The organism is Candidatus Doolittlea endobia (assembly GCF_900039485.1).
GTDB lineage: Bacteria > Pseudomonadota > Gammaproteobacteria > Enterobacterales > Enterobacteriaceae > Doolittlea > Doolittlea endobia.
In genome coordinates this window covers 705,229-728,073 of record NZ_LN999833.1, presented here as the reverse complement: position 1 = coordinate 728,073, position 22,845 = coordinate 705,229, and the positions used below count along the sequence as shown (strand labels likewise).

13 protein-coding genes and 2 tRNA genes are annotated in these 22,845 nt (G+C 43.2%); 10 read left to right on the top strand and 5 right to left on the bottom strand.

Features of this window, described 5'->3' with window-relative positions:
* The first annotated feature begins 99 nt into the window (after positions 1 to 99).
* Both A4A68_RS02680 and ruvX read left to right on the top strand, forming a co-directional pair.
* Positions 100 to 173: transfer RNA gene (locus tag A4A68_RS02680), tRNA-Arg, on the top strand.
* A 535-nt stretch (positions 174 to 708) separates the two neighbouring features.
* A complete protein-coding gene (gene ruvX, locus A4A68_RS02675; protein ID WP_067566299.1) occupies positions 709 to 1,131 on the top strand; it encodes a Holliday junction resolvase RuvX in 423 nt (140 codons plus the stop codon).
* Between the two features lie 425 nt (positions 1,132 to 1,556).
* Here the strand turns inward: ruvX and hemW are convergent, their stop codons facing one another.
* From hemW to A4A68_RS02665, 3 genes are all read right to left on the bottom strand, one after another.
* Positions 1,557 to 2,687 (bottom strand): radical SAM family heme chaperone HemW, encoded by a 1,131-nt coding sequence (gene hemW, locus A4A68_RS02670; protein ID WP_067566296.1) that lies wholly within the window; start codon positions 2,685 to 2,687, stop codon positions 1,557 to 1,559.
* Between the two features lie 157 nt (positions 2,688 to 2,844).
* Positions 2,845 to 3,000, bottom strand: a complete 156-nt coding sequence (locus A4A68_RS03930; protein ID WP_158648185.1) for a non-canonical purine NTP pyrophosphatase — start codon at positions 2,998 to 3,000, stop codon at positions 2,845 to 2,847.
* A gap of 203 nt (positions 3,001 to 3,203) precedes the next feature.
* Complete coding sequence (locus A4A68_RS02665; protein WP_067566293.1) at positions 3,204 to 3,758, bottom strand: YggT family protein; 555 nt, start codon at positions 3,756 to 3,758, stop codon at positions 3,204 to 3,206.
* Between the two features lie 2,004 nt (positions 3,759 to 5,762).
* Between A4A68_RS02665 and dnaA the strand changes: the two genes are divergently transcribed.
* The 8 genes from dnaA (at position 5,763) to rplY (ending at position 16,745) form a co-directional block, all read left to right on the top strand.
* Positions 5,763 to 7,157 carry a chromosomal replication initiator protein DnaA gene (gene dnaA, locus A4A68_RS02660; RefSeq protein WP_067566290.1) on the top strand — a complete coding sequence of 465 codons (1,395 nt, stop codon included), beginning with the start codon at positions 5,763 to 5,765 and terminating at the stop codon, positions 7,155 to 7,157.
* A gap of 2 nt (positions 7,158 to 7,159) precedes the next feature.
* Positions 7,160 to 8,260 carry a DNA polymerase III subunit beta gene (dnaN, locus tag A4A68_RS02655; protein ID WP_067566288.1) on the top strand — a complete coding sequence of 367 codons (1,101 nt, stop codon included), beginning with the start codon at positions 7,160 to 7,162 and terminating at the stop codon, positions 8,258 to 8,260.
* Between the two features lie 218 nt (positions 8,261 to 8,478).
* On the top strand, positions 8,479 to 10,893 hold the full coding sequence (gene gyrB, locus A4A68_RS02650) for a DNA topoisomerase (ATP-hydrolyzing) subunit B (RefSeq protein WP_067566285.1): 2,415 nt from the start codon (positions 8,479 to 8,481) through the stop codon (positions 10,891 to 10,893).
* Between the two features lie 1,258 nt (positions 10,894 to 12,151).
* Positions 12,152 to 12,239, top strand: a tRNA-Ser gene (locus tag A4A68_RS02645).
* Between the two features lie 489 nt (positions 12,240 to 12,728).
* Entirely contained in the window at positions 12,729 to 13,481 is a 753-nt protein-coding gene (locus A4A68_RS02640) for an FNR family transcription factor (RefSeq protein WP_067566574.1), read from the top strand.
* Between the two features lie 281 nt (positions 13,482 to 13,762).
* Positions 13,763 to 14,845 (top strand): peptide chain release factor 1, encoded by a 1,083-nt coding sequence (gene prfA / locus A4A68_RS02635; RefSeq protein WP_067566282.1) that lies wholly within the window; start codon positions 13,763 to 13,765, stop codon positions 14,843 to 14,845.
* Positions 14,845 to 15,705 carry a peptide chain release factor N(5)-glutamine methyltransferase gene (gene prmC, locus A4A68_RS02630; RefSeq protein ID WP_067566279.1) on the top strand — a complete coding sequence of 287 codons (861 nt, stop codon included), beginning with the start codon at positions 14,845 to 14,847 and terminating at the stop codon, positions 15,703 to 15,705. Before prfA ends, prmC begins: the two co-directional genes overlap by 1 nt.
* Positions 15,706 to 16,460: 755 nt before the next feature.
* The gene (gene rplY / locus A4A68_RS02625) at positions 16,461 to 16,745 is read left to right on the top strand and encodes a 50S ribosomal protein L25 (RefSeq protein WP_067566276.1); all 285 of its coding nucleotides are present in this window, start codon (positions 16,461 to 16,463) and stop codon (positions 16,743 to 16,745) included.
* A gap of 2,446 nt (positions 16,746 to 19,191) precedes the next feature.
* Here rplY and A4A68_RS02620 read toward each other — a convergent pair.
* A complete protein-coding gene (locus A4A68_RS02620; RefSeq protein ID WP_067566264.1) occupies positions 19,192 to 20,115 on the bottom strand; it encodes a Kdo(2)-lipid IV(A) acyltransferase in 924 nt (307 codons plus the stop codon).
* Between the two features lie 1,238 nt (positions 20,116 to 21,353).
* The gene (gene waaA / locus A4A68_RS02615) at positions 21,354 to 22,622 is read right to left on the bottom strand and encodes a lipid IV(A) 3-deoxy-D-manno-octulosonic acid transferase (RefSeq protein WP_067566572.1); all 1,269 of its coding nucleotides are present in this window, start codon (positions 22,620 to 22,622) and stop codon (positions 21,354 to 21,356) included.
* Between the last annotated feature and the right edge of the window lie 223 nt (positions 22,623 to 22,845).

Here is a 22,845-nt window from a genome sequence, read left to right as displayed (position 1 = left end):
CTGCCCATTTTCTAGCAGCATAATAGACAGCAAGGCTATTGACTCCAACGCTTACCTCCGTATAAGCTAAACCGCATTCAGCACCAAAGATGGTGCTATGCGCCCTTAGCTCAGTTGGATAGAGCAATGGCCTTCTAAGCCATAGGTCGTAGGTTCGAATCCTACAGGGCGCGCTAATAAAACTAAAAAATAACAAGTACCCTAAGGTACGCTGTTGTCTCTTTAGGAGTCAACTCATTCTTTATGATGTTTTGGGTTAGTTAGAGCCTGTCATCATATGATGCAGATATTGATAATTGCATCATTTCTGATTTTGAAAAGCAAATGCTTTGATAAGCGAAAAGTTTGATGTCAAGTGATTTTTATACATTTTAGTTTCCTCACTATTGAGGCGCTTTAAAAATATACACTAGACTATCGTTGATACATGAATAGTTCTAGATTCGCAGTCTTGATCTACTGTGTAATAAGGAAAGCCTTTCCCATTTTACGCTTATGATTGCATAAAAAACACGTTCTAGCTCGTTTTTTTGGACCAAGAAATATATAGATGTATTATGATGTATGTAGTTACATTAAATGTTTTGCTTGCAAAACTAGTTGAAAATAGAATCCATACACAAAACTCACTAAATATTAATAGTCAACAAAAACATACTTATCGGATAAAGTAGCATCATTATTTTCCAAGCAGGCAGATTATACTTAATGTCCAATGCTGGTGGTGTTATGGCATTCGATTTTGGTACGCGCAGCATCGGCGTGGCTATTGGTCAGCGTATCACTTGTACCGCCTGGCCGCTGAAAGCGTTCAAGATTCGTAACAACGATGACTGGCAAGAGATCGAAAAATTATTGAATGAATGGCAACCGGAAATAGTAGTAGTGGGCTTGCCGTTGAATATGGACGGTAGCGAACAGCCGTTGACTGCCAAGGCACGTAAGTTTGCCAATCGGCTTCACGGTCGCTTTGGTGTTCAGGTAGCCTTGCACGATGAGCGCCTCAGCACTGTTGAGGCCCGCGCGGGTCTATTTGAACTCGGAGGCTATCTCGCACTAGAAAAAAGCAAAGTCGACGCGGAGTCAGCGGTAATTATACTAGAAAGCTGGCTCGAAAAGTTTTTTAAGTAACCTTATGACAACAATACATATAAGGCTATTGGATGCCACGTGACTTTGCCATCTAGTCTCAGTAAGATATCCGTACACATCTCGTTTTTAATCATTTATCATGATGATATCATGATAGGTGGGTGTTTCATTTAAGTCTTTAATATACCCATTTACATTTTACCTTGTACCGAATAATCTATACTATAGGTGATTATGAAGGTAATCTTGTGTACATTTAGAGTTAAGCCCCTCAATAGCGAAAATAAGGTTAGAACATTTTCAAGCGCCTTTTGCGAATGTAGCGTTAACCTTATGCCTCAGGCGACCAACAACAGCATCCGTTACAGCTCGGGAATGCAGATCAAATAGAATAACCAGGAACAGGATTTCTAGAAGTGCGGAAAGAGTTAACGTGTTTGCCTGTATAGCATATGTGCCGCGTCTTATATAAAGAACTCCAGCAGCGAATTGAGGAATAATTGGCCTTTCTTTGTTACCTGCCAATGGCTAGCGTTCTCTGTGATATAATTTTCGGCTAAAGCACGCTCCAACGCGGGGCGCACCGTGTCTTCCGTCAGTCCAGTCAAAGTGGTGAATTCAGCACGCGGCGCTGCTTCTAGTAACCTGAAACGGTTCATAAAATATTCAAACGATAATTCAGCGGGAACTACTGAATAGCGTTTATCTAGATAATTTCCCTGCATATAACTACGTGGATGGCGGGTTTTCCTCGTACGTAATATAGTGCCATCTGGCTGGGTCAGCTTGCCGTGGGCGCCACAGCCGATGCCAAGGTAATCACCAAAGCGCCAATAGTTAAGATTGTGGCGGCACTGGAAACCAGGGCGGGCGTAAGAGGAGATTTCATACTGACAGTAACCCGCTGCTTTTAGCAGCGCGTCGCCTTGCTTGTGGATATTCCAGAGCGCATCATCATCCGGCAGTACCGGCGGTCGTGAGCTAAATAATGTCTTCGGTTCTATAGTTAATTGGTACCAGGAAAGATGTGGCGGCGTTAAGGCAATCGCTTTGTTTAAATCATCAAGTGCGCCAGCAAGTGACTGATTCATTAAGCCATGCATCAAATCAAGATTAACACTGCGCAAGTTCAGTGACATCGCTAACCGCGCCGTGCGTTTAGCCTCATCCGCATCATGGATGCGACCAAGACGGGCGAGTTTTTCTGTTTCGAAGCTTTGTACTCCGATGGAAATACGATTGATTCCTGCCAGCTGATAGCCCAGGAAACGATCCGTTTCGACTGTACCTGGATTAGCTTCCATGGTGATTTCGGCGTCCGGTGCTAACGGCAGACGCCGGCGGATGCCATTAAGCAGAGACTGTACAGTACTAACCGAAAGCAAGCTGGGAGTGCCACCGCCAATAAACAAAGTATTTATGGTGCGATACGATACCAGAAGTAAGTCATGATCCAAATCTGCCAACAAATGATCGATATATTCCTTAGGCGGCACTTTGCCTTTTAGCACATGGGCATTGAAATCACAGTAAGGGCATTTTTGCACGCACCAAGGAATATGTATGTACAGACTGAGCGGCGGAAAATTAGGCATAGTGTAACGTCTCCAAGAGACTTGTGAGCACCCAACCGTGGTTAGCGCCTGCTTGTTTGCACGCTGAGCACGGCATCGGCACTGCCCCTATAGAGGGAAGATAGAACTGTAACCAAAAAGTGCCAGTACCGGAGAGTTTGTGAGAGATGTTGCCAATTCAACTGCTATAGTGAAGCATCATCGGCGTTGTGTCGGAACAGAATATTTTGTTCAGATTCTGAGGATTGCTAATGTCTTCGACCGCATAACGAGCCAAATAAATTCCCGGCGTGCCGACGAGCGCATTTACCGATAAGCCTGAATTATTGTCGATGGCGGCAAACCAATGACTCTGGCCGCGTAGTGACCTTTATAAGTATGTTTTCATACTTTACTAATTATTATGTGCCGTAATGACATTGGACTGCTACTAGAGTTGGTCGATACTAAACTATTTATGATTCTCCAGTTTCCCTTTGTTAAAGATAACCCGACTTTTACATACTACGGTCTTTCTTAATTTCTGCTAAATATCTATTACAGCCGATACCAAATTCCAGGAAACAAATTCATGCCAAGATAATTCAGTGCATACAGTATAAGGGTCACTAGCATTGCTGAAAAATCAATTCCACCTATGGCTGGCAGAATACGGCGGATAGGCCGCATCAGCGGTTCACTTAATTGGTATAGAACTATGTCCATCGGGCTGCGTTTCTGGCTAACCCAACTAAGTAATGATCGGATCATGACTACCCAGAATACTAGTTCTCCGACCGCTTTCAACAGCGCTAGTAGTCCGCCCAGAAAATAAACCGGATCGATGATCAGGACATGTGTCTCGATTAAAGTCAACAACGGAAATTTGATTATTGTCAAGATAAATGTCAATAGAAACACAGTAGTGTATATTGGGCAAATGCTGGGCATCATTCGGCGCAGAGGCTTGATTACAAGTTGGGTGATTTTAACGATAAATTGAGAAAAAGGATTATAAAAGTCGCAGCGCATCCATTGCATCCAAATGCGCAACAGTAGCACCATAATATAGAGGTCGACAAGTGTTTTAACTAAAAGCGTCAGCGTTAGCATAAGAAAATAATATCCTTAATAAATTAACACGCGCCGTGTAGGCGATAATGCTTAGAATAATTTTCATCTTTTGGCGCATAAGCGCTCCTTGCATGGGTGTCGGAGGTACAAAGAAGCTGTTGATTCACGTGAGTTTACTTTCTAGTGCCAAAAATTCGTAGTGCCAATACGCACCAGAGTACTGACATTGGTGTAATAACCTCTGGCATGTTATCCGTCATATCTAACAATAATGCACCTACGCCTCCTGGGTAGCGCGTTGTCAAGTTTCATGCAGAGAATATGTGTTTGAAAGCTGCTAGCTGGCGCGGAAATTGCTACGTCGGCATTACCATCAAATCACGTGATCATGGGTTCGGGCGCTCAATGGTCAGCGCTGCCAGCGCCAACACCTCTACAGGTGCAATATTGGCTTCGATAGCTTGTTCACTGATGTTAATTTGAAACATCACATTGATTGCGCCTGTTTTACCGATCGTTAATCATTTAGCTGTAGAGCCAACTTGATAGACGGTACAAGGTGTGGCGCCAGTTAAAATTTTCCGTAACCGACCTGCTTTTATTGGTTTGTAACAAACCGACACAGTGCTAGTAAAGCCTACTCCTTAAGACCGTTTACGGAAGCAGTCGATTTCCGCTCCCTTTTATAATGTTTTTCCACAAAGGCTTGCTGACCGGTGTGGATGACAGCCTCAATTTTTTGTCACAAGTTTAATGTTACTAACGGCGGACGAAGTAATCTGCAGCCTTGCGAATTTTCAGATGAATGCAACTATAGATTTTTTCTCGATCATTCTCATGTTTTAGAAAGTCATATAGCATTACCTAGTGAGTCATAGTGTAGAAGACAATGCCTGTGATCTGCATTTTGCCCTTGTCAACCTGTCGATAATTCTCGATATAATCTGCTGAAGTCGCTGGAAAAGCTGATTTTAGCTGAAATCACTGTACTCAGCACTACCTTAACGCCTAGGCATTGTCATTTGCTTACGCGTGGTGTCTAGCAGTCGGTATGCCCGATTTTTGCAGGTCTCTCCATGAATCCATGATTCCTCGCCACTGTATAATTGTCATAAAGACGCACTCAGCAATATGGCGATTCTGTAGAGATCGGTATTAAAGCTTTTGATGTGCTTGTTGGATAGCATTAGCATGACAGACTTCATTCCTTATTTCAGCTTGTTTAATAACTAAATCGCTATCATAGTCTCAGTCGGTCGACACATAATCTATAGCAAACTCCTTGAGTAAGTTTAGATCGGATTGTCAGTTAACAGCATAAGATGTTAAAATTGCTTTGAATAGCATGCCATGCACATCTACGGTCAGGTGTTATTTTTGTTGAGCCTCCTGTTGTAATGTCTACTTCAGGTAAGGAATGGATATACCTCCTCATATCGACCTCTATAACGAAAAAGCGATAGGTATTTTCTAACAACATAATTAAGCGGCAGATCTCTCCAAATAAACCCTGTACTTAGGATCCAAAACACTTATAGTAATATACAATCTATTATCTTCTGCGACATCACTTCATATGTCTTTTCTGACGGGAAGTAAAAGCTCGTTGTTCTCTCAGCAGCGGTCGGCAATATCATGCCGATGATGTGCTAATAAATTCATCTTTCCATTGTCATAGCTTCACATCTTGTAATTATATCCTATAAGATGTACTACTGCTTGTTTTTGCTTAAAAAATCAATGCCTGTCTGTAGCTTATGACAACATCTTTAAATTTTGTTGATCACAAGGCTCACTTTTTTATCCGACAAAGAGATTATCAGATACACTCTTAAATGCCTATTCTATTACCCTGTGGATAAAAAGAGTTGGCATTGTGTGGAAAAAAGATCTGTAGTGTGGTGCATTATGCTTCATATTCCTTAACGGAACCCCCGATAAGATCCATTGCGGGAAAATCGTTTCAAATGCTTCGCATGTTGCATAGCTGTAATCTGTGTCAAAAAATAAGCTTGAATCATTTGTTTTTATTTGGAGTCCGTCATGTCATTTTCGTTTTGGCAGCAATGTCTTGCCCGATTACAGGATGAGTTATCTGCCACAGAATTCAATATGTGGATAAGACCCCTACAGGCAAAACTGAGTGACAACATTCTAGCGCTTTATGCTCCTAACCGATTCGTGCTAGATTGGGTGCGGGATAAGTATTTAAATAACATCAACACCCTGCTAAATGATTTTTGCGGTACCGATGTACCGCTGCTGCGCTTTGAAGTAGGTAGAAAACCTCCGAAGCTGGCAATGTTGCAATCCTCTAGCCGTCATATCAACGAAGCGTCTGTCCAGGCAGCGGTTGTCTGTCCGCGGCTAAGTTGCCTAAGCTGGGATAGCGCTTCAGTTCAGTTTGAGTGTTCTTATTACTCTAATGTAAATGCCAAGCATAACTTTGACAATTTCATTGAAGGTAAGTCCAACCAGCTGGCATGTACGATAGCACGACAAATCGCCGATAACCCGAACGGCGCTTATAATCCGTTTTTTCTTTATGGTGGAACAGGATTGGGCAAAACTCATTTACTGCATGCGGTGAGCAATGGCATCATAGGGCGCAAGGCCAATGCTAAAGTGGTGTATATGCATTCCGAGCGTTTTGTCCAGGACATGATTAAGGCTTTACAAAACAACACCATAGAAGACTTTAAACGTTACTACCGTTCGGTTGATGCGTTGCTTATCGATGACATTCAGTTTTTTGCTAATAAGGAACGCTCACAGGAAGAATTGTTCCATACTTGTAATGCGTTATTGGAAGGTAATCAACAGATAATCTTGACTTCCGACCGCTATCCGAAGGAGATAAATGGGATGGAAGACCGGCTGAAGTCACGCTTCGGCTGGGGACTGACGGTCGAGATTGAGCCGCCAGAATTTGAGATGCGTGTGGCTGTATTAATGAAGAAAGCCGATGAGAGCGCGATCCACATGCCAAGGGAAGTAGCGTTTTTCATCGCCAAACGTTTGCGTTCTAACGTGCGTGAGCTAGAAGGTGCGTTAAATCGCGTCATCGTTAACGCTCACTTTACCGGTCGGGCGATTACTATCGATTTCGTGCGCGAAACGCTTCGAGATTTGCTGGCGCTACAGGAAAAGCTGGTCACTATCGATAATATCCAGAAAACGGTGGCCGAATATTATAAAATCAAGGTGGCTGATTTGCTCTCTAAACGACGTTCACGCTCGGTTGCTCGACCCCGACAAATAGCGATGGCGTTATCGAAAAAATTAACCAATCATAGTCTGCCCGAAATGGGCGATGCTTTTGGTGGGCGTGATCACACGACGGTGCTACATGCCTGCCGAAAAATCGAGCAGTTGCGTAAAGAAAGCTGCAACATTAAAGAAGATTTTTTCAATTTACTTAGAACATTATCGTCCTAATTATGAAATTTATCGTTGAACGTGAGCAACTCCTTAAACCTTTACAACAGGTCAGCAACTCGTTAAAGGGGCGCCCAACCTTACCGATTTTAGGACACTTGTTATTGCAAGTTGCCGAAAACCGTTTGCTGTTGACCGGTACCGATTTGGCAATGGAAATAGTTGCGCAGGTCACACTAAGTACCGCTCACGAGCCGGGAGCAACCACAGTGCCGGCACGGAAGTTTTTTGATATCTGCCGCGGCTTGCCGGAAGGTGCAGAGATCACTGTAACGTTGGAAGGACAACACATGCTGATTCGTTCGTGGCGCAGTCGTTATTCGCTGTCCACGTTATCTGCTTCAGACTTTCCTAATCTGAACAATTGGCAAAGCGAGGTGGAGTTCACGCTGTCGCAATCTATTTTGAAGCGATTAATTGAATCGACCCAGTTTTCTATGGCACATCAAGATGTTCGTTACTATCTTAACGGTATGCTATTTGAAACTAAAGACAAAGAGTTGCGTACCGTGGCCGCCGACGGTCATCGTCTGGCTGTCTGTGCTATATCTGTTAGCAAAGCGTTACCGGCCTACTCTGTTATTGTCCCGCGAAGAGGCGTAATAGAGTTGATGCGAATATTGAACAATGGAAATAATCCTGTGAAAGTGCAAATCGGTAGCAATAATATTCGCGTTAGCGTCGATGATTACATTTTCGCCTCAAAATTGGTTGACGGCTATTTCCCAGATTATCGCCGTGTGTTACCGAAAAATCCCGATAAAACGCTTGAAGCAAGATGTGATGTGCTTAAAACAGCCTTCGCCAGGGCTGCAATCATTGCTAATGAAAAGTTTCGCGGCGTGCGGCTGTATTTAAGTGCCAATCAGCTGAAAATTACCGCTAACAATCCGGAGCAAGAAGAGGCAGAAGAGATTCTAGATGCTGTCTATCAGGGCAGTGAGATAGAGATCGGTTTTAATGTTAGTTACATGCTTGACGCTCTGAATGCGTTAAAATGCGAAGGTGTGCGACTACTGCTAACTGATGAAGTGTCTAGCGTGCAGATTGAAGATAGTGCTAGTCAGGAAGCCACTTATATCATTATGCCGATGCGGCTGTAGCCAATGTGGTAAATGGTCGCCAATTTCAATTTTTTGTGAGTGTCAACGACAACGCTAAATTAGCGTTCTATAAGCCATTTATGCGTTTGATTACGGCCTCGTATTTCGTACAACGCGGATAATGTCCCTGACATTCCCGATGAAAGGGCAAGATATTCAAAGGGGAAAAGAGTAAAATGAACTTTTAATCTGAAGATTAAAACGAGCGGGAAAAGTTGATGTTGAATTCTTATGACTCTTCAAGTATCAAAGTACTCAAGGGGTTGGACGCTGTACGTAAGCGCCCGAATATGTATATCGGAGATACCGATGATGGCACCGGTCTGCATCATATGGTGTTTGAGGTTGTAGATAACGCTATTGATGAAGCCTTAGCTGGTTACTGTAAAGAAATTATGGTCAAGATCTACGAAGATAATTCGGTTTCCGTGCAGGATGATGGACGCGGCATTCCGACCGGCATCCACGAACAAGAAGACGTCTCTGCTGCCGAAGTTATTATGACCGTACTGCACGCGGGTGGAAAGTTTGACGATAACTCCTATAAAGTGTCAGGCGGTCTGCATGGTGTCGGTGTGTCAGTGGTAAACGCTCTGTCGGAAAAACTTGAACTAATAATTAAAAGAGAAGGTAAAGTTTATCGGCAAACCTACTATGCTGGCGTGCCACAATCACCTTTAAAAGTGATAGGTGAAACAAATAAAACCGGCACTACCGTGCGGTTCTGGCCGAGCTTTGATACCTTCACGAATAACACTGAATTTCAATACGAAATCCTAGCCAAGCGATTTCGGGAACTATCTTTTCTGAACTCCGGCGTATCTATACGTTTGCACGATAAGCGCAACGATAAGGAAGATCACTTTCATTATGAAGGTGGTATCAAGGCTTTCGTGGAATATTTGAATAAAAACAAGACACCTATCCACCAGGGTGTATTCTATTTTTCAAATGAAAAAGACAGTATTGGTGTGGAAATCGCGCTGCAATGGAATAACGGTTTTCAAGAAAATATTTACTGCTTTACCAATAATATTCCCCAACGCGACGGCGGTACCCATCTAGCCGGCTTTCGTGCTGCACTGACTCGCACGCTGCATTCCTATATGGATAAAGAAGGCTACAGTAAAAAGGCCAAGATCAGCGCGACTGGTGATGACGCTCGCGAAGGACTTACCGCCGTGGTTTCTGTTAAGGTCCCGAATCCGAAGTTCTCATCTCAAACCAAAGACAAACTGGTTTCGTCCGAAGTAAAACCGGCGGTGGAATCACTGATGAACGAACGGCTAGTAGAATATTTACTGGAAAACCCTAACGATGCAAAAATTATAGTGGGGAAAATTATCGATGCTGCCCGTGCCCGTGAAGCTGCTCGCAAAGCGCGCGAGATGACTCGCCGTAAGGGAGCGCTAAATCTAGCGGGCCTGCCGGGCAAGTTAGCGGATTGCCAGGAGCGTGACCCGGCGCTGTCGGAGCTTTACCTGGTGGAGGGTGACTCCGCCGGCGGCTCGGCCAAACAAGGTAGAAACCGTAAGAATCAGGCGATATTGCCGTTGAAAGGGAAAATCCTCAACGTCGAAAAGGCCCGTTTCGACAAAATGCTCTCTTCCCAAGAAGTCGCTGCCCTCATAACCGTCCTTGGCTGTGGCATCGGCCGAGACGAATATAATCCGGATAAGTTACGCTATCACAATATTATTATTATGACTGATGCCGATGTTGATGGCTCGCATATTCGCACTCTACTTTTGACTTTCTTTTATCGTCAAATGCCGGAAATTATCGAGCGCGGCCATGTATTTATCGCCCAACCGCCGCTTTATAAAGTCAAAAAGGGTAAGCAAGAGCAATATATTAAAGACGATGAAGCCATGGATCAGTATCAAATAGCGTTAGCAATAGATGGTGCCATGCTACACGCTAACGCGAATGCTCCGGCGCTGGATGGACAACTGTTAGAAAATCTAGTGATCGAACATTGCGCCGTACAAAAAATGATCCTCCGCATGGAACGCCGTTTCCCGCGTGCGTTGCTTTATCACTTGATTTATCAGCCGTCTCTGACTGAAGCGCAATTAAGTCAACAGGATCAAATCATAAGTTGGATGGCCTCTCTGGTGCAAGTACTGAACGATCATGAGCAGTATGGTAGTAGATACACTTATAAAGTACAGGAAAATCGTGAACGCCAAGTGTTTGAGCCGTTGCTTCAGGTGCGAACGCATGGCATCGATACGGCTTACTTGCTGGATTACGACTTTATCCATAGCGGTGAATATCGCAAACTGACGACGCTTGGCGAAACGCTAGGTGATCTTCTTAAAGAAGATGCTTATATTGAGCGAGGGGAGCGGCGTCAGCCGGTTACTAGCTTTGAGCAAGCGCTGGAATGGCTGATGCAAGAGTCGCGCCGTGGCTTGGTGGTGCAGCGCTATAAAGGTTTAGGCGAAATGAATCCCGAGCAGCTATGGGAAACGACTATGAATCCAATCAACCGTCGTATGTTGCACGTCACGGTAAAGGACACCATTTCAGCTGATCAGCTGTTTACTACGCTAATGGGGGACGAGGTAGAGCCACGGCGTGCGTTTATAGAAGAGAATGCTTTAAAAGCCGCCAATATTGATATATAACGTATTTTCTGATGCAATCTCAGATGGTGATTGATCGACACAAACAGTGTCGCGACATGATCGACAGCCTTGTCTAGTTATATAGCCTAAAGTGACCCTGTTTAATAGGACGAAGACTAACAGCAGGCACAATTCGAACTGTTTTCCTGGCCGAATGTCTTTAGACTATTCATTCTGCTATACGATTAAGTCAGGTATGAGCAAGAAACAGCGCGTTCACGTTACGCGCTTCGGAAAAGTCTGACGCGTCAAGCAGCATTTGCATGAGGCTTATCGGCCAGTACACCAGTGGTAATAGTTCCCCCATAATATTTTGTTGGATAGATACGACGGTATTATACTTAGGCAACGCAATATAAAGTTGCGTTCATCATCGCTCCGTATTTACGGTTTAGTAACAGGCGCGCAGTACCCAATAAGGTCATCGCTGTTTCTCGATAGAAAAGCTTTATGCGCTCATAGAGCGGTTCGCTATTGCTGCATTCCAGATCAATCGTGAATAGGTGAGACCAGGCAACAATCGACACACAATGTATTTTGAGTTTTTCTGATTCTTATCGTTTCTGAAATTGTGTACTGGAAGATGAAAGCGAGTATCGATCTAGGTAATATTATGCGCTAAGAATAGACCGAGCTGTAACTTATCTGCACAGCATGACTTTACTCACCTCAACCGGCAATAGATAAGTTTTGTCTTTGAAAGCATTTCAGCTTCATTTTCTCTATCGAGGCAATCAATCAGACATACACTTGGTTCGTTGATATGACAATGCATTGTGTGATGGACGTGAAGGCGTTAAAGCAAGTTCAATAGCATTGATTTAAGAGCTTTCTTTATGAATTAAAGAACATTGGTTATTCTTTCTTAGGAAAGAATAAATGGTGAGGAATATATTGATAATAGTCTGATGTATGTCAAATACACATTATCTTCTGTAGTGTGGTAATAAAGTTTGATTTCATGGTCAAAAAATACATAAACAAATTATTCTGTTAATTAAATTCACTAGAGATTTCTGAATGGCTGATGCATAGCTCTTTTACAATGTCTTGTTGGATTCCATTAATCATGTAGTAAGAAAATATACTCATCGGATAGGTTGGTATCACTTGAATTAATATTCATTCAAATCAGAAATTAATTTCATTAAATTGAACATGACCAATATAATTAATATCAGCGAATCTAAATTACGATCTAATCAACATAAACGCTCTTTACAACCGGATCAACTCCATTTATAGTTTGCCTTCTTGCGGAGGAGTGGCCGAGTGGTTGAAGGCACCGGTCTTGAAAACCGGCAACACGAAAGCGTTCTAGAGTTCGAATCTCTACTCCTCCGCCACTTTCTTTTATCATGACGCACATCTGCTGATATTTTATAAGTTAAAGACGAGTCTGCTTATTCTGTTATGGATAAATGGAAAAGACAGTTGTATATTTTAGAAGCTATTGTTATAAAACAAAAATATAGAGAATAGTATATTCAAGACGTAAATTATTGTGAAGATAACTTAGCTTCATATCAGAACGATAAATAATTTCATTGGACTGAAGGTATACGCCCACGTTTTGCCATTTGTTTTTCTAAAAAGAAAAAGCAAGAGTCATCTTGAACTAAAGTTAGTATCTACTATATGTACGAAAAGACAATCTTCTCGTTGTTTTGTATTTCCGCAGATGCTACAGAAATTATCAACACTAAATTTGAGTGTTCTTATCCTACAATCTACCTTCTTTGATAGAATATATCAACTCACCGAGACACTTTTATAACAGCGGCAATTAATGTTAAACTTGACGCAAGTCAATATTCATGATCGGCGACCTAATGATTTTCCCTGAAAAGCGTATTATTAGACGTGTTCAGTCCGGCAACGGAGCTGTCCATTGTCAGGATTGCAATATCAGCCAACTTTGTATTCCCTTTGCTCTCAATGCGAACGAGCTGGTTCAGTTTAATAATGTTATTGAACGTAAAACACCACTCCAGAAAGGGCAAACGCTATTTCAAGCCGGTGATGAGTTAAGGTCGCTTTATGCCATCCGCTCGGGTACGATTAAAAGCTATACTATTACTGAACAAGGTGATGAACAAATAACAGGTTTTCATTTATCCGGCAATTTGATGGGCTTTGATGCTATTGGAAGCAGCCAGCATCCTAGTTTTGCTCAGGCGCTTGAGACGTCAATGGTTTGCGAAATTCCTTTTGAACACTTTGACGATCTTTTCGGTAAGATACCTAATCTGCGTCAGAAGATAATGCGATTGATGAGTAGTAAAATTAAAAGTCAGCAAGATATGCTTCTACTATTGTCGAAAAAGAACGCTGAGGAGCGTCTGGCCGCGTTTATCTATAAACTTTCATACCGTTTTGCCCAGCGCGGATTTTCTCCACGTGAATTCCAACTCACCATGACCCGTGGTGATATCGGAAATTACCTTGGCCTAACGGTGGAAACCATCAGTCGCTTATTCGGACGCTTCCAAAAAAGTAGGATACTGGCAGTAAAAGGCAAATATATTATTATCGAAAATCATGCTGATCTGGCCGATCTAGCCGGCTTGCCTCAAAAAATCACCTGAATAACGGCTGTATCGGCAATTGTATTATTTTATTAACCAGACTGTCTGCGCAAAGCAATCTATTTGGTTCAGCAGTTGTGGAATCGCTTTAGCGGCGATCATCATAAGATGAAATATTGAGACAAAACTCATGTTATGATTACATTTTACACTAATATAATGAATAATTTAATCAAACCTAAGATCTGCAGCTACCTTTTGCTGCAGCAGTCTGCCACGAAAACTACACTTTCAAGATGCGAACTAAACAGATACTGATATATATAAGGTGACCACAACGCATGAAGTTCTCGATAGTCACTAAATTAACAGCATTACAAGAGCGACGCGCAGAAGTGGAAATTTTGCTCTGTGATGCCAGTGTTGTAGTTGATCAAGTCCGTTTTCGCGCTCTGTCAAAGGAGTACGCGCAGCTTTCCGATGTTACTCGTTATTTTCAGTTGTGGCAGAAGCTACAAGAAACTATCCGCACTACGGAGCATCTACTGCAGGATTCAGAAATGCGTGATATAGCGCAAGAAGAGTTGCTGGCGTCTCGCGCAAGTCTTGAACAACTTGAACAACAATTGCAAGTTCTGCTGTTGCCGAGGGATCCCGATGACGAACGCAGCTGTTTCCTGGAAATACGTGCAGGCACTGGCGGTAATGAAGCAGCACTATTCGCAGGCGACCTGTTTCGCATGTATAGTCGTTATGCTGAGCTTCGGCGTTGGATGGTGGAAATCATCAGCGCTAGCGATGGAGAACACGGCGGTTTCAAAGAGGTTATCGCAAAGGTGTCCCATGAAGGGGCCTACGGACTACTGAAATTTGAATCCGGTGGTCATCGCGTACAGCGTGTACCAGAGACTGAATCTCAGGGCCGTATCCATACTTCTACCTGCACTGTAGCGGTAATGCCGGTAATTCCTGAAGCAGAGCTACCGGAAATCAACGCTGTCGATCTACGTATAGATACCTTTCGTTCTTCCGGGGCTGGCGGCCAGCATGTGAATACCACTGATTCAGCTATCCGCGTCATCCATTTGCCTACCGGGCTGGTGGTGGAATGCCAAGATGAACGCTCCCAGCATCAGAATAAAGCGAAGGCGCTAGCCGTATTAGGCTCGCGCCTTCGCGCTGCCGAACTCCAACGCCGGCAGCAAGAAGAATTTTCCACGCGCCGTAATCTTTTAGGTAGTGGCGACAGATCTGATCGCATCCGAACCTACAATTTTCCCCAAGGGCGGGTTACTGATCACCGAATCGGTCTGACGCTTTATAGGCTGGAGGAAGTTATGGCAGGCAAGATCGACGTGTTGATCCAACCCATTATGCAAGAATATCAGACCGATCAGCTTGCCGCGATGTCCGAGACATCCTGATGAACTGGCAACAATGGCTAGCTCAAGCCGTGTTCAGGCTGCGTGTGTCCCACAGTCCAAGCGCCAAGCGCGATGCCGAAATTTTGTTGGCACAAGTGACCGGCGTAACGCGCACCCATCTGCTGGCTTTCGGCGAAACTTCTTTGACGACTGCGCAGCATACTACACTCGAGGCGCTACTAGTACGGAGAGAACAAGGAGAGCCTATAGCTTATCTAATCGGTGAACGTGAGTTCTGGTCTTTACCGTTACGCGTGTCGTCCGATACGCTAATCCCACGTCCTGAGACAGAATGTCTGGTTCAGTGCGCGCTAAACCTATTATCACCAGACCGCGCTGAGGTACTGGATTTGGGGACAGGAAGCGGTGCTATCGCCCTAGCGCTGGCTTCAGAGCGGCCAGCATGGCGGATAACTGGCATCGATCGCCTGCATGGTGCTGTGGAACTCGCTCGTGATAACGCTGTGCGTTTGGGACTAAAAAATGTGCAATTCCATGAGGATAATTGGTTTAAATCATTGCAAGCGAAACGCTACAATCTTATTGTGAGCAATCCACCTTACATTGAGGTGGAGGATCCCCATCTCATGCAGGGGGACGTACGTTTCGAGCCCCGTAGCGCCTTAGTATCAATGCAAAATGGGCTGCAGGATCTAGCGGCAATTTGCCGCGGAGCGGAGGCCCATTTAGAATCTGGGGGTTGGTTGATATTAGAGCACGGTTGGCGTCAAGGAGCAGCCGTACGCGGCCTACTCGCAAGTGCCGGTTTTGACCGGATAGTTACGTTGCGCGATTATGGCAACAATGAACGCGTCAGTCAGGGACGCGTTCACCAGCGCAAACGTAACCGACGTTATTAAGTAATTCCACTTGGTAATGTTTTGTAAAGGCGCTTATATGCGTCAGTCGTTTCAACGTTAAAAGACAACAGGTTGTATCGATAGGTGTCGGTACTGGCTGAAGGTAAGTGCAGCACAGTTTAATCCGTGTCAGTGAGGCGTTCGCTTCTTATTGCTATTACGCGTCCGGCTTTAAGCCGGCTCCAGCAATTGTCGGTGTTAATTTAGGCTAACAGCGTATCTCTGACTCTTTGTATTCTGTGCGGCTGTAAAGAGATTTTCGCCCTTTCTGGCTTCATGATAACTTTCTAAGTTTACACATTGTAACCAATCGACGTATTTGTCTCCATGAAGTTCGCTCACAAGAGTTATGTGAGAGGTGCAGAAATTGGCTAGATAAACCCTAGACGCTTAGAACTGGCCGGTATAGGTTTTTGCTGTGTTTGCGGTTTGCCAATATGTTTTAGAAGTAAAATAACGAGCAGTAGTTGAACATTACGGATGTTGGTTATTATAGGCTAGGTGAAATAGTAGTATATCGTGGCGCGCGGGTTAGAAAAAATATAGAGCTTTAGATGACTTATTATGGCAAAGATAGTGTCGACTAAGAGCGATAGAGGACATATTAAGGTGGAAGCGGACAAATTACGGGATTTTGTGGTTAAAACTATTACATTACGTAGCCAACCTAGTTTTGTTTGCTTCCCACCGGTAATTCTGATAATGTCCGCTTACTAGTAAGTAAGCTTGCTGCTAACATCGTCTTGAGAAAAACTATGTTCACTATCAACGCTGTAATCCGTAAATATCAGGGAAAAGGGGAAAGCCGCCGCCTGCGGCGTGCGAATAAGTTTCCAGCTATCATTTATGGTGGAACCGAAGCGCCGATTGCTATCGCGCTGGATCACGATATCGTCTTGAACACCCAGTTCAAAGAAGGTTTTTACGCTGACGTTTTGGATTTGCTAATTGATAATAAAAGAAGTAAAGTAAGGGTGCAAGCGGTGCAACGTCATCCGTGCAAACCAAAACTGATCCATATTGATTTCGTTCGCGCCTAGGGCGAATCATCACAAGTTAAAGACAAGCGTTATTTGTTTTTTAGATAAAATCTTGTTAGACGCAACTTATTATATAATAAGCAAAGTATATTCATTAAGCTGAGTAGCTTAACTTGAATTTAGCATCAAGTCGTTCTTGTAACCATTTTCTTTTAAAATCAAAAACGACGCATACCATATCACCCTACTACATGATCTTGTTGTCATAGTCCTTGTTTGATTATTAAATTGCCATCATGGCCTTTTCGGCCAGCAAACAATCTTCCAAGTAAACTTGGATCGAATATACACTTAGCAATAGTACCAGACGTTACAATTACTCTAAGTATGCGTCGACAAGCTAGGTGCAGCTTCTGTTATATATAAGGTGAACTTTTGTATGCGTTGTATTAATCAACAACTATTCTGTACTTGCTTCGCAAGTAAAAAATCAATACCCTATACGATATAATTAGGGAGCAAGTTTATGGGGACCTATTTTAAACTGTGCAACGCCGCCATGTTCCTTTCTTTCCTATTAGTGATCAGCAAAAATAGCACAACTAATGCTTATCTTTAACTTGTGACGACATCCTTTTTCTTAGGAAATCTAGTGATGTGCTTTGGCAGCAGAGCTAAGCGCCATACGAAATCCGAAGCATAAGACTGGAATGTCAAATACATCATTATACTAATGTGAGTCCTACGATGTGACACTGCGCTATTTTAATACAAGTATCTTGGAAAGAGCCATTTTAGCATCCACCCTTGGTGCTGATATCTTTAAAGGGTAAGAGTCCGTGAAACAAACCATTGTAAATTTATCGACTATATATTAAAGGAACGGGTATTAAAATTCGGTGAATTTACATTTAAATCTGGTCGTATCAGCCCTATTTTTTAAATGACGTTTTTACACTGGTCCCGATCAGCTTGTCTTGGCAGGTTTACGCCGAAACGTACGTTTCGGCCTGTTATTTTAGCCGAATTACGCAGAATTACAAGGGTATTTCTCTTTCAATAACTACAGCTGTGGCATTATTTAAGCAATATCAACATGACGTTTTCTACTGTTTTAATCGTCACGTACCAAGCAACGCTTGCCAGTGTATTGGATTTCCCTAGACAGGCAGGGAAAAGAGCGCAATGAAATTTCCGTCTTCCCAAGAGATAGGAAGAGTTTAACACTGCAAGGTGTTCACTGCTATCAAGTTAGCAACTTAAATCTTTTATTGGAAAAAAGGCGAATCCGGCTATCTTGGTCACGATCCGTGGCTATCAGCAGTAATATGGCATTTTAGCGAGTTTGGTAAGACGAACGGCGTTAATCCCACATACAAAAGTCATTTGACTGGTCATAATGCAGAGATTAATTAGGCCAGCATATGAGCCTGCGTGAGGCAGGGCCACATTTGAACTCAGCGCATATAAATCGTATTAGAATTTTTCGTAAAGAGCTAGCGGTTAAGTGGAAATCAGCGATTTTTATTGCTCAGCTCAGATTGAGCTCGCGTTATTACGCTAGCATCCGCTTAACCTCAATACATTTATAGAGCCGCTTAATACGGTTGCGGTCTATCTTGTTCAAATATCAAACGCACAACTACTCATAAAATGCACAAAATAACTTTCTGAAAAGTCGTGATTTTTATTATACTAAAGTAAAATTTAATCTCAGGTGCTCAACACTGTACCTGCGTATCTGTAAAAACATTCCAACTTCATTTTTCGCTATTTTCAACCAGACATACATCCAACTATCGTCAATATAGCAACGCATGATTTTGGATGCAAAGATCCAAAGCAATTATATAAGCAATTTTTTAATGATTTTATGCATCGTTTCTGATTTTGACAGTAAATGATTTCAAGACAAATCATTTAATGCAAGTACGTAAATTCAAGTTATTCTAGTTTATTAGACGAGTATATTTTATTTACCACAAAATAACCAGTTAAATTCATCAGATACATTGGCTATGCATCAGTCATGTGGCTATTTGAATTTACTTAATAGTATTATTGTCATTATCATGCTGATATGATCTAAAGCGAATTTTGATTATCATTGAGATCTTAAATATACTACTCACGAGATGACCAACAGTCTCTAATGTATACAGCCCTAACGCTAGGGACATGTATTATCAGAGGCGAGTGATCGTTTTAGCGATACCGCACTGCGGTTTAAGCGTTGAATACGGATGAAATCAGCGATAAAAACCTGGACAAACACGTTTCGGCATTTACTAAAGTAAATGCGATGCCGGTTGAAAAAACATCTTAGCGAGCTAAGATGTGCGCTTCCAGTTGATACGAACTAGTAGTGGTGGTGTTATGCCGTTAGATACGGCAACATAACAGAGATAGGCACGCTCTGGCCGAGGGCAAATCAACCAACATAGTATAAGACGAAAGGGAAGTAGAGGTAATTTTATGCCTTCGGTTGAGGTCGACACAGGTAGAATCAGCGATATACAGAAAGTTCTCCAGGAGGGCGAGTTTTAAATCGCCGATGTAACCACATGTACTGATCCGGCGCTCGAAGTATCGCTTTTTCTACTACTTTATTCATATAGTTAGCAGCGGCAATGTTACTATCCAACGGCATGTCGCGTTCATCTGGCAGAATTAACAGCTCATATCTACCCTCCTGAGGCAAGCGGCGTGGTATAAACGGGATGACCGCCGGTTTTGCCGTTTTGACCAGTAAATAGGTGCCGGCGGTAGTAGCTGCCTTTGGAACAGCAAACAAAGGTGCAAACACGCTACTTTTAGGGCCATAGTCGTGATCCGGAGCGTACCAGACAATATCGCCGTTTTTCAGAGCTCGGATTATGCCTTTAATATCAGACCGATCCAGCATGGATTTGTTAGAACGCATACGCCCCCAAGTTTGCAACCAGTCCAGCACCGGATTGTTATTTGGGCGATAGACGCCGATACCTGGGTTATACATGCCAAAAATTCGCGCTCCAAGTTCAAGGGTAAGAAAATGCATGCCAATAAGCAGAACACCTTTATTTTCCGTGCGCGCGTCGGCGATATGCTCAAGACCGATAACGGAGATCCTGCGTTTGATACGCCAATCAGGCCAAAACCAAGCGATGCCGGTTTCGATAAGTCCCATACCGACCGATTCAAAGTTTTTCCGCAACAACACTTCACGCTCCATGATTGGCATATCGGGGAAACACAATTGCAGATTACGGCGCGCGATCGCCTCTCTGTAGCGCATAAAGCGCATCGCAAGCCGTCCCAAACGGGTACCCAGTATGTAGAGCAGCGGATAAGGCAGCAGTACCAATAAAGAGAGCGCACCAATACCTAGCCAGATTAGCCAATAACGAGGATGTAGAAAAGAACGATTAAAAACAGGAAGTGTAGTCATAACATCCTAAGTGTGAATATATGACAGTAAGCCTATGTCTTCAGTGTGTCGTTACAGGCCACCGTCACGAGTAAAGACAGACATTAGTAATCGTAATTCGAATCTGATAACCGCAGGATCTGATCATATACCATCTAATGATCTAGTCATGCATCGATTCTAATTTTGAAATGCAAATGGTTTTCGAGCAAGACGTTTGATGTCAATGCAAGTTATACCGTTCTATTTGTTAAGTGTATTTTGCATACTACATCATTGTTTGAGTTCAACAAGATTTTGAAGGCTATATATCAGGTACGTAAAGGTTATGCTGGCTGTTAACGTATACGGTATGTAAATCAGAGTAATTTTGAGATATAAAATTTTGTGATGATAACGCTTAATGCGACAGTTGTTTATGAAACAGACGAACAATGGTCTGATGTATGTAATAAAGGTAATCTTTTCTAGCTGTTTTATCATAAGAAAACAAGGAGCGTAAACAATGCTTGGCTGCTACAGAAATTATTAATACTATTAAACACATTAATGCATCATTGAAACAGTTTCTGTTCTATGTCATTTCTCCACTTACATCCTAATCGAGATCTGTCATAGTGACCATGCCACTGTAATTGGAAGAAATCACCGGTAATATGGATCATCAAATCCAGATAACCATTAGGCAGAATGTCAAAAAGCAATATTGCATATTTGCCACCACAAGTAACTAACTTTGTTTATCGCCAAAAAGCCAGCGCGAAGCAGCTAAATCTTGAAAAGCACTACTAGTATAACTAATAATGGTAAATAAACTATATTTTCTCCCTTGGAGATAGGGCTCTCGCGCTCAGACTTCCGCATACTGCAGCTATCGCTGAAAGCCGACAAATTGCGGCAAGTAAGGGATTTATGGACTTGCAGCGCTCTATAGTAATAGCATGCGCGCGCATAAACCATGCTACTCAATCTAGATGTCAGCCACTGTGGCGCATGAAACGACCGAAAATAAATTATGCCGCGCGCAGCTGTAAACCGCATTAGAATATAACCACCATTTGCATAAGCCTGTGTGTGCTGATGCTGTATGCTGAAATCTGGCCAATCCGTAGTCTTGGAAAAGACCTGCGCGGCAATATGGTGTGTTTCGTCAACGCTATTGCATCCAATACTACGATTTCATCTGCCAGTTCGTTGAGGCTAGACAACTCGACAGGGTTTCAGCCTTATTACGGGTGACAAGCTTTGCTATGAGACATTCAATGATTCCGTTGTGGAAGATATGACTCTAACAAATGCAACAAGCGCTGGAGCGCGCCTTGATTCTGGCGCAGCACATCAACGGCGTGACAGCCGTAATACAGACGGCAATCCTTGTTAGTCAACAGGGCAGAAATCGAAGTTACTAACGTCACTACGTCGGTTACGGTAATCAAACCGCCGGCTTTGTTCAGTTTTCTGCAAATATCACGGAAATTTAAAGTATATGGCCCCATGAGAATGGGGATGGCGTGCGCTGCCGCCTCCAGAGGATTATGGCCACCGCGCTCCACTAAGCTTCCTCCGACAAAAGCCAGATCGGCGATACCGTACAGTAGCATGAGCTCTCCCATAGTGTCTCCTACTACCACTTGTGTATTGCTGGACGGAATTTCGCCGCTGCTGCGCATGATGCAATTGAAGCCGGCTTTCATGGTCATTTCCCGTACTAACAGAAACCGTTCTGGGTGACGCGGGACCAAAATCAGCAGAAGATCTGGAAAGTTAGTTAATAACTGGCGATGAGCCTTTAATAACAACGTCTCTTCCCCATCATGGGTGCTGGTAGCTATCCATACCTGGCGTCGAGGCGCCCATTGGCGACGCAGCATAAGCGCTTTCGCTTCCAGTTCGGGAGTTACAGAAATATCAAATTTCAAGTTTCCCATAACGGCTAACTGTTTCTTTTTCAGACCGAGTTCCAAGAAACGAGCGGCGTCCTCTTCATTTTGCGCTATGATGAGCGTAATATTTCGCATGATTCCAGAGAAAAAACCGCTAAATTTTTTATAGCCGGCAGCAGAGCTGATAGAAAGACGTGCATTAGCGACTATCAGGGGGATGCCGCGCTGATTCAATGCCTTGATAAGGTTAGGCCATAGCTCCGTTTCCATGATGATAACCAGCTTTGGATTTACTTGATTAAGAAAACGACTCATTGCCCCTGGCAGATCATAGGGTAAGTAGACATGATAGACTTCTTTACCGAATGCCGACTGCACTCGCTCAGAACCAGTAGGGGTCATTGTAGTGACAGTAATTGGCAACAACGGATAGCAGTGGCGTAGTGCACGTAGCAAAGGGATAGCAGTGAGCGTTTCGCCGACTGACACGGAATGCAGCATAATTCCACCAGGTTTGACTTTTCCTTGGCAAAAGCCATAGCGTTCGGCCCAACGCCGGCGGTAGGCGGGTGCTTTCCTGCTACGCCATAATAATTGTATCCATACTAGTGGTTGGATTAAGATTATGATTATATTGTAGATCATTACAATTAAATTATTATAAAACACAGGTAATTTATATGCTGAGTTAGTTTTAAGCAGGCAATGTGAACCGGTAAATTGGAATCGCTGTTGTCACGAGTTAAAGACAGACGCTAATAGGAACATACGATCTAATTGCTTTTATGCATCAGACCATGAGTTATCTGCTACACAGTAGATGACAACTTCAGCGTTAAGCCATGTGAATATTCAAGCAATATCTCTG

What these genes read in the sequence shown, in the direction of transcription:
- ruvX (WP_067566299.1), top strand. Translation starts at nt 709, where the DNA reads ATGTCCAATGCTGGTGGTGTTATGGCATTCGATTTTGGTACGCGCAGC.
- hemW (WP_067566296.1), bottom strand. Translation starts at nt 2,687, where the DNA reads ATGCCTAATTTTCCGCCGCTCAGTCTGTACATACATATTCCTTGGTGC.
- A4A68_RS02665 (WP_067566293.1), bottom strand. Translation starts at nt 3,758, where the DNA reads ATGCTAACGCTGACGCTTTTAGTTAAAACACTTGTCGACCTCTATATT.
- dnaA (WP_067566290.1), top strand. Translation starts at nt 5,763, where the DNA reads ATGTCATTTTCGTTTTGGCAGCAATGTCTTGCCCGATTACAGGATGAG.
- dnaN (WP_067566288.1), top strand. Translation starts at nt 7,160, where the DNA reads ATGAAATTTATCGTTGAACGTGAGCAACTCCTTAAACCTTTACAACAG.
- gyrB (WP_067566285.1), top strand. Translation starts at nt 8,479, where the DNA reads ATGTTGAATTCTTATGACTCTTCAAGTATCAAAGTACTCAAGGGGTTG.
- prfA (WP_067566282.1), top strand. Translation starts at nt 13,763, where the DNA reads ATGAAGTTCTCGATAGTCACTAAATTAACAGCATTACAAGAGCGACGC.
- prmC (WP_067566279.1), top strand. Translation starts at nt 14,845, where the DNA reads ATGAACTGGCAACAATGGCTAGCTCAAGCCGTGTTCAGGCTGCGTGTG.
- rplY (WP_067566276.1), top strand. Translation starts at nt 16,461, where the DNA reads ATGTTCACTATCAACGCTGTAATCCGTAAATATCAGGGAAAAGGGGAA.
- A4A68_RS02620 (WP_067566264.1), bottom strand. Translation starts at nt 20,115, where the DNA reads ATGACTACACTTCCTGTTTTTAATCGTTCTTTTCTACATCCTCGTTAT.
- waaA (WP_067566572.1), bottom strand. Translation starts at nt 22,622, where the DNA reads ATGATCTACAATATAATCATAATCTTAATCCAACCACTAGTATGGATA.